The organism is Cloacibacillus evryensis DSM 19522 (genome assembly GCF_000585335.1).
GTDB lineage: Bacteria > Synergistota > Synergistia > Synergistales > Synergistaceae > Cloacibacillus > Cloacibacillus evryensis.
In genome coordinates, this window is the sequence record NZ_KK073872.1 from 2077374 (window position 1) to 2092537 (window position 15164).

The 15164-nt window shown below is 58.6% G+C and carries 17 protein-coding genes; all 17 read right to left on the reverse strand.

Features of this window, described 5'->3' with window-relative positions; all coding sequences use genetic code 11:
- Position 1 precedes the first annotated feature (1 nt).
- The 17 genes from CLOEV_RS09265 to pilM all read right to left on the reverse strand — a co-directional run bounded on the left by CLOEV_RS09265 (position 2) and on the right by pilM (position 14923).
- Positions 2-1249, reverse strand: coding sequence for an adenosylhomocysteinase (locus CLOEV_RS09265; RefSeq protein WP_034443344.1), 1248 nt, complete (start codon positions 1247-1249; stop codon positions 2-4).
- Positions 1239-2270 carry an S-methyl-5-thioribose-1-phosphate isomerase gene (mtnA, locus tag CLOEV_RS09270; protein ID WP_034443346.1) on the reverse strand — a complete coding sequence of 344 codons (1032 nt, stop codon included), beginning with the start codon at positions 2268-2270 and terminating at the stop codon, positions 1239-1241. Before mtnA ends, CLOEV_RS09265 begins: the two co-directional genes overlap by 11 nt.
- 1 nt (position 2271) lies before the next feature.
- Positions 2272-3507 carry an exodeoxyribonuclease VII large subunit gene (gene xseA, locus CLOEV_RS09275; RefSeq protein WP_034443348.1) on the reverse strand — a complete coding sequence of 412 codons (1236 nt, stop codon included), beginning with the start codon at positions 3505-3507 and terminating at the stop codon, positions 2272-2274.
- Positions 3494-4027, reverse strand: coding sequence for a transcription antitermination factor NusB (gene nusB / locus CLOEV_RS09280; protein WP_034443350.1), 534 nt, complete (start codon positions 4025-4027; stop codon positions 3494-3496). The genes xseA and nusB overlap by 14 nt, the downstream gene beginning before the upstream one ends.
- A gap of 10 nt (positions 4028-4037) precedes the next feature.
- Positions 4038-4511 carry a hypothetical protein gene (locus tag CLOEV_RS09285; protein WP_008712350.1) on the reverse strand — a complete coding sequence of 158 codons (474 nt, stop codon included), beginning with the start codon at positions 4509-4511 and terminating at the stop codon, positions 4038-4040.
- Between the two features lie 73 nt (positions 4512-4584).
- Positions 4585-5052: an Asp23/Gls24 family envelope stress response protein gene (locus tag CLOEV_RS09290; protein WP_008712351.1), complete on the reverse strand. Its 468-nt coding sequence runs from the start codon at positions 5050-5052 to the stop codon at positions 4585-4587.
- 105 nt (positions 5053-5157) lie between these two features.
- Positions 5158-5595: a CD1247 N-terminal domain-containing protein gene (locus tag CLOEV_RS09295; RefSeq protein WP_008712352.1), complete on the reverse strand. Its 438-nt coding sequence runs from the start codon at positions 5593-5595 to the stop codon at positions 5158-5160.
- 51 nt (positions 5596-5646) lie between these two features.
- Positions 5647-6219 carry an elongation factor P gene (gene efp, locus CLOEV_RS09300; protein ID WP_008712353.1) on the reverse strand — a complete coding sequence of 191 codons (573 nt, stop codon included), beginning with the start codon at positions 6217-6219 and terminating at the stop codon, positions 5647-5649.
- 177 nt (positions 6220-6396) lie between these two features.
- On the reverse strand, positions 6397-7332 hold the full coding sequence (locus CLOEV_RS09305) for a prepilin-type N-terminal cleavage/methylation domain-containing protein (RefSeq protein ID WP_156938392.1): 936 nt from the start codon (positions 7330-7332) through the stop codon (positions 6397-6399).
- Positions 7292-7558 (reverse strand): hypothetical protein, encoded by a 267-nt coding sequence (locus tag CLOEV_RS09310; protein ID WP_034443353.1) that lies wholly within the window; start codon positions 7556-7558, stop codon positions 7292-7294. Before CLOEV_RS09310 ends, CLOEV_RS09305 begins: the two co-directional genes overlap by 41 nt.
- A gap of 45 nt (positions 7559-7603) precedes the next feature.
- Positions 7604-8677 carry a type IV pilus twitching motility protein PilT gene (locus tag CLOEV_RS09315; protein ID WP_008712356.1) on the reverse strand — a complete coding sequence of 358 codons (1074 nt, stop codon included), beginning with the start codon at positions 8675-8677 and terminating at the stop codon, positions 7604-7606.
- Between the two features lie 14 nt (positions 8678-8691).
- Positions 8692-10410 carry a GspE/PulE family protein gene (locus CLOEV_RS09320; protein WP_008712361.1) on the reverse strand — a complete coding sequence of 573 codons (1719 nt, stop codon included), beginning with the start codon at positions 10408-10410 and terminating at the stop codon, positions 8692-8694.
- Between the two features lie 12 nt (positions 10411-10422).
- On the reverse strand, positions 10423-12273 hold the full coding sequence (locus tag CLOEV_RS09325) for a type II secretion system protein GspD (protein ID WP_051485016.1): 1851 nt from the start codon (positions 12271-12273) through the stop codon (positions 10423-10425).
- A complete protein-coding gene (locus tag CLOEV_RS09330; protein ID WP_034443355.1) occupies positions 12240-12815 on the reverse strand; it encodes a hypothetical protein in 576 nt (191 codons plus the stop codon). Before CLOEV_RS09330 ends, CLOEV_RS09325 begins: the two co-directional genes overlap by 34 nt.
- Positions 12812-13342: a hypothetical protein gene (locus CLOEV_RS09335; protein ID WP_008712365.1), complete on the reverse strand. Its 531-nt coding sequence runs from the start codon at positions 13340-13342 to the stop codon at positions 12812-12814. Before CLOEV_RS09335 ends, CLOEV_RS09330 begins: the two co-directional genes overlap by 4 nt.
- Positions 13339-13968: a PilN domain-containing protein gene (locus tag CLOEV_RS09340; protein WP_008712366.1), complete on the reverse strand. Its 630-nt coding sequence runs from the start codon at positions 13966-13968 to the stop codon at positions 13339-13341. The genes CLOEV_RS09335 and CLOEV_RS09340 overlap by 4 nt, the downstream gene beginning before the upstream one ends.
- 4 nt (positions 13969-13972) lie before the next feature.
- A complete protein-coding gene (gene pilM, locus CLOEV_RS09345; protein ID WP_034443358.1) occupies positions 13973-14923 on the reverse strand; it encodes a type IV pilus biogenesis protein PilM in 951 nt (316 codons plus the stop codon).
- Positions 14924-15164 lie beyond the last annotated feature (241 nt).

Below are 15164 nucleotides of genomic sequence, written 5' to 3' on the forward strand. Positions count from 1 at the left end.
TTTATTCCCTCCAGCTCGCCATATATTCTTCCTGTTCCGGCGTGAGTTTTTCAATCGTTATTCCGAGAGATTCAATCTTGAGCTCGGCGATGCGGCGGTCAAGCTCCTCCGGTACGTTGTAGAGCCCCGGCGCGAGCCTGTTGTTCGCGATGTAAAGCGACGACAGCAGCTGCATCGCGAAGCTGAGATCCATTATTTCAACGGGATGTCCGTCGCCGGCGGCAAGATTGACGAGGCGTCCCTCGCCGAGCAGATGGAGCCTGCGGCCGTCCGCCGTCACAAAGGTCTCTATATTGTCGCGCGACTGCCGCGTTTCAACGGCGATGGCGCGAAGGTCGGGAACGTACACCTCGACGTCAAAGTGTCCGGCGTTCGCCAGCAGGACGCCGTCCTTCATATTTTCAAAATGCTCCCGGCGGATCACTTTAGTGTTTCCCGTAACGGTGATGAAGACATCGCCCACTTTGCTCGCGGCGTTCATATCCATCACCTCAAAACCGTCCATCAGCGCTTCGAGCGCGCGGTGCGGGTCGACCTCGACAACGATGACGCGCGCGCCGAGCCCGGCCGCCCGCTTTGAAGCGCCCTTGCCGCACCAACCGTAGCCGGATATGACGACGTTCTTGCCGGCAACGATAAGATTGGTAGTGCGCAGGATCGCGTCCCACACCGACTGTCCCGTGCCGTAGCGGTTATCGAAAAGGTGCTTGCTCTGCGCGTCGTTGACGGCCAGCATCGGGAAGGGCAGCACGCCCTCGTCGGCCATCGCCTTGAGGCGTTTGATGCCGGTGGTCGTCTCCTCGCAGCCGCCGAGGATATTTTTGATGAGGTCGCGACGCTCTTCGATTATCATCGTCACCACGTCGCCGCCGTCGTCGATGATCACCTGCGGGTCCCATTTAAGCATTTCGCGGAGGTTCTCGCCGTATTCCTCGGCCGTCATCCCGCGGCGGCTGAAGACGTGGACCTCCTCTTCAACGAGAGCCGCGCATATCGGGTCCTGCGTCGAAAGCGGGTTGCTGCCGGCGGTGACGACCGTAGCGCCGAGCTGGCGGAGCACCTTCAGCAGGCAGGCCGTCTTCGCCTCGAGGTGAAGGCAGGTTCCCACCACCACGCCGGCGAGCGGCTGCGCGGGAGCCTCTTTTTCGGCGATGAGCCGAAGCACGGGCATGTATTCCCAGGCCCACTCCATGCGCCGGCGTCCCTCCGGAGCAAGACTTATATCCGCGATCTTGAATTCATTTCTCATTTCTATTATTTCCTCCCCGGAAAAATTTTTCTATATTTTCAGCATACGGCGCGCGGATAATGCCGCGCTCCGTAATGATTCCCGCGATAAGTTCATTCGGCGTGACGTCAAAGGCCGGATTCCATACCTTGATCTCCTCCGGGATCACACAAACACCGCCGATGGCGCGGACCTCGTTCCCGCAGCGCTCCTCGATCGGGATATCGGCTCCGCAGGCGCACTCCGCGTCAAAGGTCGAGAGCGGCGCGGCGATGTAGAAGGGCACTCCGTGCCGCTTCGCCGCGATCGCGAGGCCGTAGGTGCCGATCTTGTTCGCGGCGTCGCCGTTCATCGCCACGCGGTCCGCGCCGGTGACTACGGCGTCGATCTTCACGCGCGACATCAGGAAAGCGGCCATCGAATCGGTGATCACCGTAACGTCAAAACCGTCCTGCTGAAGTTCATAGGCGGTAAGCAGGCCGCCCTGAAGGCGCGGGCGCGTCTCGTCGGCGTATATCCTGATCCGTTTTCCCGCCTCGGCGGCGGCGCGGAAGACTCCGAGCGCCGTTCCATATCCCGCCGTCGCCAGCGCCCCTGCGTTGCAGTGCGTTATCGCCGCGCCGCGGTCGGGCAGTATGGACGCTCCGAAGCGTCCGATGCTTTTATTTATCTCGATATCCTCGTTATGGATCGTCAGCGCCTCATTCTCCATAATAAGGTATAGTTCGCCGTTATCTTTATTCCTGTTTTCAAGCCAAAGTTCTCTCATGCGTTTGATGGCCCAGAAGAGGTTCACCGCCGTGGGGCGCGTCGCGGCGAGGCGTTCGGCCGCCTCCGCGAAATCTTCGTTCTTAAGCGCGAGGACCAGGCCGTAGGCCGCGGCCACTCCAATGGCGGGAGCCCCGCGGACGGTCATGTTTTCTATCGCGAGGGCGGTATCCTCCGCGCTCTCACAGACCGCATATTCCGTCCTGCTCGGGAGCAGCCGCTGGTCGAGCAGCCGCAGCTTCCCATCCTTCCACTCTATCGTCGCGGGCAGCATATCATTCAGCCCCCCTCGAAAAGGTCTTATTTGAAACCTCTTTCACCACCGCTTCGGCGCTGCCGTCGTTTAAGATGATCCTCACGGCGTCGCCGGCCTTCAAGGAGGCCGCGGAGCGTATCACCGTGCCGGAGAGGTCGGTGCAGATGCTGTAGCCCTTCGCCAGCAGCGAAAGCGGCGAAAGGTTCGCGAGCCGCGCGGCAAAGGCGGCGAGGCCGGAGCACTCGTCCCTGAGCCTGCGGGAGATCGCGTCCCTGATCGAATCCGCGGCTCGCGCGGCGAAATCGGCGGCCGGCTGCAGATGACCTCTGACGATGTCTCTGTCCAGACGCTCTTTCGTGGCGGCGACATTTTTATCCATAAAGCCGATGCGCGTCTCAAGCCTTCCGCGCATATTGCGCGCGGCGCTCAGCAGCGCGGTGTCGAGCGCTTTCCCGTCAGGAAAAAGCCGCTCCGCCGCCCCAGACGGCGTGGGCGCCGCCGCGTCGGCCGCCATGTCTGCAAGAGTGCTGTCTATCTGGTGTCCCAATCCGGTTATCACCGGCACGGGAGAAAGCCGGATCGCGCGGACCACAGATTCGTTGTCGAAGATGTCGAGGTCGTCGCGGTTCCCGCCGCCGCGCGCGAGCATAACGCAGGAAAGCCCGCGGATACGCCGCGCCAGCTCAAAGGCGCGGACGATCTCCTCGGGAGCGCCGAGCCCCTGCATAAGGCTCGGGATCACGATCAGCTCCGCGCAGGGGAATCTCAGAGAGTGAAGCTTTAAAATATCCTGAAGCGCGGCTCCGGTCGGCGAGGTGATCACGGCGACCCTTTCCGGATAACGCGGCAGCGGCCTCTTGAGGCGGGGATCAAATATGCCCTCCTGCTCAAGGCGCAGCCGCAGCGCCTCTTTGGCGCGCGCCTTCGCGCCGGCCCCCAGCGGCAGCAACGTCGTCGCGTAGATCTGATAGGAGCCGCGGGCGCCGTAGACGTCTATCTTGCCGCGCACGAGCACCTCGTCGCCATCCTTCGGCCAGACGAGCACCGAGTTGGCGTATGAGCGGAATAATACGCAGGCGACGCGTGAATTTGCGCCTAGCAGCGTAAAGTAGGCGTGCCCGCTGGTGTGGAGTTTAAAGCCGAGCAGCTCGCCGCGTACGGAAAGATTCTGCAGCGACGGTTCGCGAAAGAGCGCCTCCCTCACGGAGGCCGTCATCTCGTCTACCGTCACGATAACGTTTTTACTGCTGTTCATTGTCGCTGCGCACTATGCGGCCAAGCACTCCGTTTACGAAGCGTCCGGACTCTTCCGTGCCAAAGGCCTTGGCGATCTCCACCGCCTCGGATATCGCCACGTTCACCGGGACATTCTGTGCCAGCACACCTTCGTAAAGGGCCAGCGATATGACGGCCTTGTCGATCGCGACAAGCCTTTCCGGACGCCATTTGCTCTCCATGTTGACGCGGATGATCTCTTCCAGCTTCGCGGAATTGCTCCGCACGCCGCGGAAGAGCTCCGTAGCGTAGGCCAGCACCTCGTCCCGCTCCGCCTCGGAGAGCGCGAGGTCAAAGGAAGATACGGAGGGGAACTTCTCTTTGTCCGGAGAGTCCGCCCCCTCTTCCGCAAGCTCCGCGCTGAAAAGCTCAAGGGCCTCGTCGGCGGAGAGCGTCTCAAGCGCCTCCTGCGGCGGGGTATCCGGCCTCATGTCAAGCATATACACCAATTGCAGCGCGACCTCTCGCGCCCTGTGGCGCAGCCGCGCCCTACGGGACATCACCAAAAAATCATCTCCTGAAATGTTCTTTCAACGCCGCTATCTGCCTCTGCCCATCGTCCGTGATAAGGACCCAGGCGACTCCATATCCGACCACGGCTGAGAAGATAGACCAAAGTATCCCCCTGATGCCCATGTGGAAAAGCGCCGTGATGCCGGCAGCCGCGGCGGCCCAAAAGAGCGGCAGCATCCATACCGGCGTCGTCTTCCTATTATCCTGCGGGGCGATATTCACCCAATTCAGCTGCACCGCGATGCCGGACTTGTTGAATATGCCCTCAAAGCGCCTCTCAAGGGCGCTCTTCGTCTCAAGATTCGTGTCCTCGGGCGCCGCTATATAGGCGTTGAGGAGATTCTTTTCGCCGATAAACGATATCTCCTGCACGTAAAGCTCCTGTGGGAGACGCTTCGATATGATCAATTTTATCGCGTCGCCGTCCACCCATATCTTGCCAAGTTTTGTCGTTGTCCATAGAAACAGCATGCTCTGCACCGCCTCTCAAAAAAGAAGGCCGGTCATAGCAAACCGGCCTTCTTGGTAGTTAAACGCTGTTAAATCAGGCCCCTTCAACGTTGAGCGGATCGATCCCGTCAGCCTCTTCGCCGTCGGTGGTCTTCTTTTCCGCGAAGGTGATACCCTGAACGTAGATATTTACGCCCTTGATCGAGTATCCCGTGTAGCGCTCCACCTGCTCCTTGATAGCCTCCTGGACGTCCCAGCAGACGTCGGGAATCCGCAGGCCGTACTTTACGGAGATATAGGCGTCGACTACGATCTCGGGGGAATCGCCGTCGGAGATCGAGATGCGGACTCCGTTCACCGTCTTGCGTCCGAGCCTGAGGTTTGCCATCAATCCTGGGCTGGCCGGGGATACCCCTTCGACGCTGTTCAGCGCCTTGGTCGCAAGCTGCGCGATGACGTCTTCGGAGATGCGTACCTTCCCCTCAAGATTCGTCTGGCCGAGACCGGGTTCAGTCTCCTGCTTTTCTTCAACATTGAAATCTTCGTTCATTGATTCAACCATGCCGCAATTCCTCCCTCAATACAAGATCCCCAATATCTTCAACTCTAAAAAACGATGAACGTCCCTGATCCGTACACGGGGGTACGAAACAGGAGACCAGCGCGCCTAATCTTCCGGAAGTTTGAATGGCTTGCCGCAGTGCGGGCAGACAAGGTCTTCCTCTTCGTCATACATCGCCGGTTCAAAGTAGAAATCGTTATTGCAGTTCGGGCATGTTACCGACTCATATTCCTCTTCGTCGAAATCCTCGTAGTCTTCCTCGTCGTCATCATCATAGTGATGGTGATGGCAGCACTCGTCATCATCCTCATCCTCGCAAAGCGCGTCGATCTCATCTTCGAGATCCGAGACATCCTCGTCAAGCTGTTCGAGGTAGGCATTGAGCTCCTCATGTACCTCTTCGTGATCCTCAATTGCAACAGCCAGGGAATCCAGTGCATCGACCAATGCGGTGTAAAACTTTGCTTTGTCAGGCGAATCAGCCGTTAAATTCTGTCCGTCGATAAGCCCCTTCAAATATGCTATTTTCTCACGTGCGCTCATTTGAATCCCTCCTGTTGGATTATGCGAATGCGGAAGAAACCTGTGCCCGGTTTACTTCTTCGCTCGCTCTAAATACTCTCCCGTCCTTGTGTCTACGACTATTTCCTCGCCGTTTTCCACAAAGAACGGAACAGTAACTACAAGGCCAGTTTCCGTCGTCGCGGGCTTGCCGCCGCCGGAGGCCGTATCGCCCTTAAATCCGGGCGGCGTGTCGGTGATCTTCATCGTCACCTGGTTCGGGAGTTCGATCCCCATTACGCGCCCTTCGTACATATCAAAGCTGACTTCAAGGTCGTCTATAAGAAACTTCACCATATCGCCGAGAATATCGGGAGACAGCGTCACCTGATCATACGATTCCATATCCATGAAGACGAAGTCTTCTCCGTCCTTGTACTGATACTGCGCGGGCCTTTCGTCAAAGACGATCCTCTCAAAACGTTCGCCGGACTTGAAGGACTGGTCGACGCTCGAACCGGTCTCAAGGTTACGGAGCTTTCCGCGGACTATCGCCCCGCCCCTTCCCATTTTATGATGCGAACATTCGAGAAGAACCCACATCCCGCCCTCCCATTTGATCTTCAAACCGGGACGGAAATCACTAGTATCGACTATCTGTGCCATAAAAATGCCTCCCTGTACTCGTATGAGCATGCCTCATGCCCACATATATCATTTCCTGACTATGCCATAGAATCATAACATAAAATGTGTTGACTTATCAAATATTATAAACAAATAATATCATCCGGAAGAGCCAACTTACGCATTTCCCGCCCTCATCAGCCGCGCGGGGCAAGATCAGGGGCCGCGGACATTCGGCAGCGGCCAGCTGAACTTCGCGCAGTAAAGGATATGCCGCGAACGGCCGCGCCACTGCGCGAGTATCTCTTCACGGCAATTTTCCTCTCCGACGATACGCCCCGGCGCGAGAGTCTCGTCGCCGCCGCGCGCCACCAGATAGACCGTAAGCAGGTTTTTTCCGTCGTCGAGATAAAAACGGATGTCACAGATACCGTTCTCCCGCGGCTGGTCGCCCGTCGTGCGAAAATCTTTCGTATAGAGCTTATCATCCCACGCCCAGCATTCCATCGCGCGGAATAGCAGCAGCCGCTCGCCCTTGGAAACGACGGCCTCCTCCGCCCCATAATTTTTGAGTTCGAGTTCAGAGCCGGAGGCCTTTGTTACGAGAAGCAGCGATCTCCGCGGGCGGCAGTTCTCAAAGAGGACCCAATTCTTCACGGATTTGGACTTGTCGTAGAGGTCAAGGTCAAAGTGATCGCGGTTCGGAGCCGTGTCAAAACTTATCCTCGCGGCGACTTTTCCCACACCGCCCTCCTGCCGCGTGCGGCAAAGCTCAGGATAGGCGTAAGCGAGACGCAAACAGCCGTTGGAGCGGCCGTTTTTATCCGACGTCACCGAGACGGGGCCGTCCCAACTGAACGGAGCCCCCAGCTGTGAACCGAACCCCTTTTTGTATTCGCCGGCGTCTCCGGGGATACCCAGCGCGCAATAGAAAATGGGGCCGCGCAATATGCCGCAGGCCGTCCAGATACGCGATTCCGCCACCCTGCGGTCGACGAAGGCGCGGCAGACATAAAGAGCGCCCTTGAAGGGCGAAAAGAAGAGAGAGAGGATGACAGAGATAACCATGAGCGCAACAAGGCACTCTGCCAGCGTGAAAGCCGCACGGCGGTCAGCGCCCGTGTTCAGGCCAGACGACAGCGACCGATCCATTATTTCCGACGGGGATACTGTAGAGCCGCACGGAGACGCCTCCGGGGATCACGCGGCGCTCTGTTTCAAACGAGGACAGTTCATCCGCGCCGCCCGCAACTAAAAGGGCTATCACCTCACCGGCCCTCCTCTCCGCCTCCAGCCGCCGCTTTCCGCTCTCGGCCAGCTTCACGGCCGAGCTCAGCATGGAAGAGGCGGCGATCAAAACGACCAGCGCGGTGAACATGGCAACGACCGCCTCCGCAAGTAAGGAGCCGCTACGTTTTCCCATCTATATCATATAGCGGTTGAAACTCTCTACATCGTAGGCGTGGGCCAAAGCCTCTCTTTTACCGACCATGCCCTTCTGACAGAGGCTGGCGAGATCCTGGTCCATCGTGTGCATTCCGAGCGCCGAACCGGTCTGAATGACGTTTTTTATCTGCGAGCTCTTTCCCTCGCGGATATAATTGCGCACGGCGTTTGTCGCGACAAGGTATTCGGTGGCGACCGCCCGACCCGGTATCCCCTCAAGAGGGATCAGCTGCTGTGAAAGGACCCCGAGCAGCATCGAGGCCAGCTGGATGCGTATCTGCTGCTGCTGATAGGGGGGGAATACGTCGATTATACGGTCGATGCTCTGCGCCGCGTCGCGCGTGTGCAGAGTCGCGAGCACGAGATGCCCCGTCTCGGCGGCTGTGATCGCCGCCGAGATCGTCTCAAGATCCCGCATTTCGCCGATCATTATCACGTCCGGGTCCTGGCGCATCGCGCGGCGCAGCGCCTCGGCGAAGGTCTTCGTGTCGCGTCCGAGTTCGCGCTGGTGTATGAGCGCGACCTCGGAGGTATAGAGGTATTCTATCGGATCTTCGACGGTCACGATGTGCACCGAACGCGTGAGGTTTATCTCCTGGATGATCGCCGCGAGCGTTGTCGACTTGCCGGAGCCGGTCGGTCCGGTGACAAGAAAGAGGCCGTTATTCTTCTTCGTCATCACCTTAAGGTCGTCCGGCAGCCCCAGCTGCTTCATCGTGCGGATATTTGAGGTGATGGCGCGCAGCGCGAGCGCGGGACAGCCCTTTTCATATGAGAAATTGGCGCGGAAACGCTGCTCCTTCACCCCCATGTCGAGGCCGAAGCTGAAATCATATTCCCGCTCTTTGTTGAAACGTTCGATCTGGCTCTCAGTCAGCAGCTCGCTGACCGCCTGGCGCATATCATCTTCGGCCAGAGGCTGGGCCTCCGGGATGCGCACAAGGTTTCCGTCTATCCGCAGCATCGGCACGTCCCCGACGCTCAAGTGAACGTCGCTCGCACAGCTGTTTATTCCTCTTATCAGAGTATCTTTCAGGACAAATCCCGTCATTTTGGCAGGCTCCTCTAATCAATTATCGTTGTAAACAGCATCTCGTCGATGCTCGTAACGCCCTCTTCGACCTTGCGGCGCGCGTCCTCGCGCAGCGTTATCATCCCGAAACGGCGCGCGTAGTCGCGCAGCTCCTGTTCCGAGGCGCCGTCGTTTATCATCGCACGCAGCGTATTGTCAATCATCATTACCTCGGCGATCACGGTGCGTCCCTTATAGCCCGTGAAGCGGCACTCTGGGCAGCCCTTAGGCCCGTAGACCGCGGTACCCTCCGGGATGCCGGTCTCCGCCTCCATCGCCGCGTTGACGAACAGCCTCTCTCTGCAGTGCGGACAGAGGCTCCTTACAAGTCGCTGGGCAAGCACGGCGCGCAGCGAGGAGGCGAGCAGGAAGCGCGGCACCCCCATATCGACGAGCCTGTTGATGGCGGTCGGCGCGTCGTTCGTGTGCAGAGTGCTGAGGACCAGGTGTCCCGTGAGGGCGACGCGCACCGCAAGGTGGGCTGTCTCCGTGTCGCGGATCTCTCCGACCATTATTATGTCGGGGTCCTGGCGCAGGATAGAACGGAGGGCGCTCCCAAAGGTGAGGCCGATCCTCTCGTTTATCTGTATCTGTGTGAGGCCGGCGATCGTAAATTCGACGGGGTCCTCCAATGTGATGATATTCTTTGAGGGGTCGTTCAGTATTTCAAGCAGCGAATAGAGCGTCGTCGACTTGCCGGACCCCGTGGGGCCGGTCACCAGCACGATGCCGTTTGAAGCCCGTATCGCCTCGCGCAGCATCTCCTGCTGAACGTCGCTGAAGCCGAGCCTCTCCATCCCGATACGGTCGTTGCTCTGGTCGAGTAGCCGCAGCACCACCTTCTCCCCCAAAATGGAGGGAAGCGTCGAGACGCGCAGGTCTATCCGCGAGCCCGCGACCTTGATCAGGATACGCCCGTCCTGCGGACGCCGTTTTTCCGCGATATCCATCCCCGAGAGGATCTTGATGCGGGCGATGAGCGGCAGGTGAAGGTTGCTCGGGATCTCTATGTTGCTGAACAGCGTGCCGTCGATGCGAAAGCGGACGCGCGTCATCGATTCAGTCGGTTCGATATGGATATCGGAGGCCTTCTCGCGCACAGCCTGCTCAAGAATGCTGTTCACCAGCCGCACGACGGGAGCGGCGTCGGCGGCGATGTTCGTCACGTCCTGCGCCGTAGTCTGTGAAACGGTGACTATGTTCGGCGCCGACTGCACGGCCTGCTCCTGCTTCATGACGTCGGCCATCGCGTCGTGGACGCTCGTCTGCACACGATAATAATTGACCAGGGCTTTATGGATGTCAGTCGAGGTCGCCACCCGTATTTCGATCTCCCTGTTCGTAAGCAGATAAAGCTCGTCGACGGCGTAAGTATCCATCGGGTCGGCCATCGCGATAACTATCTTATCGTCTCCGACCAGCTCCAGCGGCAGGATATTGAGGCGCGCCGCCACATTCTCAGGGACGAGCGCGAGGGCCTCCTGCTGCGGGCGCATCTTCACCATAGACACCTGCTGCAGGTCAAGCTGCTGGGCGAGCGCCTCCGCGAGATGATTTTCCGTCAGATAGCCCTCTTTTATCAATATCTCTCCCAGGCGTAGATGCGATACCTTCTGCTCCGCCAGCGCGGCTTTAAGGTTCTCCTGCGATATCACTCCCGCGTTGAGCAGGAGCTCTCCCAGGCGGATGATCTTTATCTGCTGATGGGCCATGGCCGCACGCCCCTACTGGTACAGGCTGACGCTCGGCATGTCGACCACTTCGGCCGCGCCGGTCGGGATGTCAAGTATATAGGGGATGGCGATGAAGGCCATTTGTGACTTTGAATGCTTCGTCGTGCGCGATTTGAACAGCTCGCCAAGAAGCGGTATGTAGCCAAGGATCGGCACGCGCGTGATGTTGTTCGTCTTGTTCTCCTGATAGAGGCCTCCGATGACGAATATCTCGCCGTTGCGCACCCGCACCTGAGTATCGACTTCGCGCTTCGTCGTCTCAGGAGCCTCGGAGTCGCCGGATTTACGGAAGGATACGATCTCGCCCGTCGATATCTTCATCTTGATCGTCAAAAAACCGTCGCGCCCCATCACCGGCGTGAAATCAAGCGTCGGCCCTGTCTCCTGGTTCGAGAACTCGGGGTTGCCGTTGTCGTCGACTCCTGACTGGTAGAGGTAATTATGCGTCAGCTTGATGGTGGCCTTTTGTCCGTCCAGCGCCACCACCGACGGCGAGGCAAGCACCTTGCCCTTGTTGTCTGACTCCATCGCGCGCAGTCCCGCGTCGAGCATCTTCATCGCGGGGTCCACCACGTTCGCGGGGAATGTCGAATCGGACGTTCCGCCGACGATCGGCAGCGCCCCTTGTGTCGTAGTGCCGGTTGGGTTGACGTTAGGCGTCACGCTGCCGTTGCCGTAAGTATAGCGGCTGCCGAGGCCGGTGGCGCCGTAAGTGAATATCCAGCCCTTATAGACGGCGGCGATCATCGATTCTATCTCCTGCTGCGCGCCGTCGTTTATCTCGATGAGGCGCGCTTCGATCATCACCTGTTTGCCCGGATGGTCGATGCGGTTCATCAGCGTCTCTATCTGTCTATGCTGTTCGGGCGTCGCCGTGACGTAGAGCGAACGCAGCCTTTCGTCGACGACGGGCGGCTTCGGCAGCGGTACAAGCCCCATGATTATCGCCGGCAGCTTAGCGGCCTCGGCGTAGGCCACCTTATACTGGCGCGTCTGGTTCTGCCCCAGCGTCTTGCCGATATTGTCCGTCGTGCCGACGACGAGCGTCTTGCCGATCAGCGAATAGGCCAGGTCGTTCATGCGCAGCATGTAGGCAAATACCTCGCCGAAACGCGTATTTTTGAAAGAAAAGGTCATCGGCGTCTCGGGTACCGAGGCGTCGAGCACGAGGTTCAGATCCTTGAGCTTCGCGAGCATGCGGAAGACTTCGCGCAGCGAGACCTCACGCAGTTCGAGCGTCACCGGGGTCGAGATGGAAAGCGGGTCTCCGGCCGGCACCGGACGCGCCTTTGGGATAAGCGGCGGCGGTGTGAGATCAGAGGGACTTTCAAGCAAGATCCGCAGGCGGCTGGAACCCGGCATGCCGGAGATATCCTTCAGCACAAGCGGTTTCGGGCCGATAATATTCATCGTGACGCCCTTCCGGTCGTTCGAGGTAACGCGGACCTGCTCGATCAGCGGGAAATCATAGCGCTGCGTCCACTCCTCGCTCTTCTTGAGGTTGAGCTTGAAGACGTCCCACTCAAACTCATCCCACCAATCCTTGCGGTCCGTATCGCGCGGAAAACGCGTGTCTCCGAAGACGAGCGTCGCGGCGTTGTCAGAGCTCACAGCCTCCGGCAGCGGCAGCCGCGTGCCGCGCAGCTCGATCATCATCTGCGTAGCTCCCATCTGATGCAGCCGCATTCCCTCAATGATCGGCTTCTGATCGTCGAGCTTGCGCGCCTCGGCGGCGACCGCCTCGCCGCGGTGCGGCGCGGCCAGCACACAGAGTGCGGCGCAAAGTAAAATCATAAAGACCCTGTAATTTATAAATCCGTGCGGTGATTTTTGTTTGCCCATCTCCAGCTCACTCCTTTTGAATCTATGGAAAGTATCTTTCCCTTTCCGCCGCCAAAGGTCATCCCCGGCTTGAATATCAGTCCCGGCTCCTCGCCGTCTATGTCGAGCGTACAGACCGTGCTGGCGCCGAGAACCACAAGTCCTTTTATCGCAACGACCGGCACAAAATCCGGCACTTTTGTATCAGAGGCAAGAGAGGGCGGAGGTGTTACCGCCGCGACCGGAGAGCGCCCGATGGCGTCGGAAAGCGCGACAAGCTCCGGGCTCTGGTCGCGCAGCTTCCTAAAAGCCTCGTATTTAGCGTTGAGCGCCTTCGCCGATTCGGCAGCCTGAGCGCCGCCCGTCGTCTGTCCTCCGACGCTCCCGTCATCGACGACGATGGAGTTCATCGCGATGAAATTGCGCATTGTAAAGACGGCGGCGGCCAGAAAGACCGCTAAAAGCAGCGCGAAGATATATTCTTTTTTCCTCTCCTCCGGCGATTTGACCGCCTCGCCGCGACGCATCCGCTGGAAAAGGTCTTTCAGCGATATGGACCTCATTTCGCCGCCTCCTTCAGCACGCCGCCGACCTTGGCGACGACGGTGAAGCTGTATTTGACATTATTGTCCTTCAGCCCCTCAAGCGAGAGGTCGGATATCCTTATCATATAGGCCCCCTGCCGGAACGAGGCCAACAGGCGCAGCAATTCGTTATAGTTGGCTTCTCCCGCGACCTTGAAGGAGATGGCATCCTCTTTTTCATCGGCTTTCGCTACGTCGGCGTCGCCGAAGCCCTGGGCCGACAGCAGGCCGAGCAGCACGGAATAGAACTTGTTCTGCGACTCTATCGCGCCCGGCAGCCCCTTTTCATCGATCTTTACCGAAGATTTATACTGGATGACGGCGTTGGAGCGCGCCGCCACCGTAGCCTTCAGTATCTGCGCCTCTTTTGAAGAGTCCGAGAACCCCGCGATACCGCCGTTGACCATCCTCATAACAAAGAGCTGCGCGGCGATCAGCAGCAGCACGACGGCGACCGCCACGAGTATCTGTTCCCGTTTCAGCTCGGCTATTTCAATGCTCTTCATCTGCTTCCGCCCTCCTCCGTCTCGTCAGGAGCACCCGCCGCCTCCCTGGCAGCGACGTCGCCGTCAAGCAGTATCTTCTGCAGCGGATTGAGCTTTACCTCTATGGAAAAGGCCCGGAGATTCACGCCGTTTCGCTGGGCGGAGGTGATCACCGGCAGTGAAACGGAGCCGACGCTCGAGGCCTTGAGCAGTCCGTCGCCAAACTCCAGCACCTCTTCGTCGGCGAAGGCCACTCCCTTCAGTGAGGCGTTCTCGCGCGTCATCGTCAGAGACTCGACGACGACGCCGTCAACGAGCCTCTCTCCCAGCTCGTAGAGAAATTCCACCGAAGGCGCGTCGTCAAGAATAAAATTCAGCTTCTCCTCGATCGCGCCGCTCTCCTTTGTCAGGCGGGCCAGCTCCGTCTCCATCATCTTGAGATTTTCGTTGTTGGCGCTTACTGACGCGGCAAGCTCCGCCCGCGCGGCGCGGAGGGAAAACAGGCGGTAACCGCCCATCGCCAAGAGCAGCAGGGATGAAATGAAAAAGAGCGCCGCCAGCGAAAAGAGTATATAGTGGCGGGAGCTTTTCTCGATCTCTGTCTGTTGTTCCTGTTTATTGGTACGAAGGTCAAGCTTTACGACCATGGCGTCACCTCAGCGCAAGCCCAAGCGCGACGTTCCAGCCGCCCTTGCTGTCAAAATCTATGCCGTGGACCTTCATCGGGTCGATGAGCATTACCGATTCCAGCGATGTCGACTCCTTGAGCAGGCCGCAGAGGTGCGGCGAGGCGCCGGGACCGAAGAGATAGACCGAATCGGCGCGAAAGGCGCGATTCTGCGACATCGCGAACTGCAGTGAAGAGCGGATCTCGCGGGCAAAGGAGATGCCGTGCCCACGATACTCCTCGCTCTCAAAACCGCCTGATATGATATCCGCGCCAAAGCCGAAAGAAATATTGCGGTAAAAAATACCGCAGCCATTCCACGAAAGAATCAGCACCGAGCGCTGATTCCCGGCGTAGACATAGGCGCAGCCGGCATCGATGGGGCGGGGCGGATTGGCGGCGCGTTCGAGCGCGATCTGCGACGGCTCGATCGAGGCGATCTTTATGCCGTGGGCCGAGGCGGCGCGGGAGATATTGTCAAGCAGCGACCTGCGGGCCGCGGCGACGAGAAAGCGCTTCTCGGAAAGATCCTCGCGCACGGGATATTCGATCTCCGCGATGTCATACCCACCCTCCTTCTCGGGAAAGGGAAAATAATTCTCAAACTCGTAACGAAAGGCCATACGGGCCTCCGCAAGAGTCATCCCCGGCAGATTGACGATGCGCAGCAGCGACTCCGTCACGGGCAGGGCAAAATTGACCGCGACATTGAAGCCGCGGACCGTTTGCGCGATATGATCAAATACCGGATCGAGATACGCTCCCGAATCGGAGAACGGGTCGTCCGAAGCGCCGCTTACCGGCGGGACGCTCCCGGACACGGAATCAACGACATTATAAAAGCCGTCTCCCCCCTCCAGCGAGAGATAACGAAAACCTTCCGCATCCAACACAAGACCGGCGGAAATTGTCTTTTTCTTTGAAAAAAAGCCCATGGGACTCCCCCAGCAAGCGCCAACAGCGCTCAAGAATCGATAACGACAATAAAGATGCCGCCAGACACGGCAGCCTCCTTCAGCATTATATAATAAAATTTCTTAAAATACATACTTTTTAAGTTGAATTAAAAAATACTTTTTCAAAATGTCGCCTGCAGACGACGCCGTTGGAGAGAGAAAACATCAGACGGCGATACGCGGCAAACGCATCAACCGATCGCTCGCAGATAAATCGGCG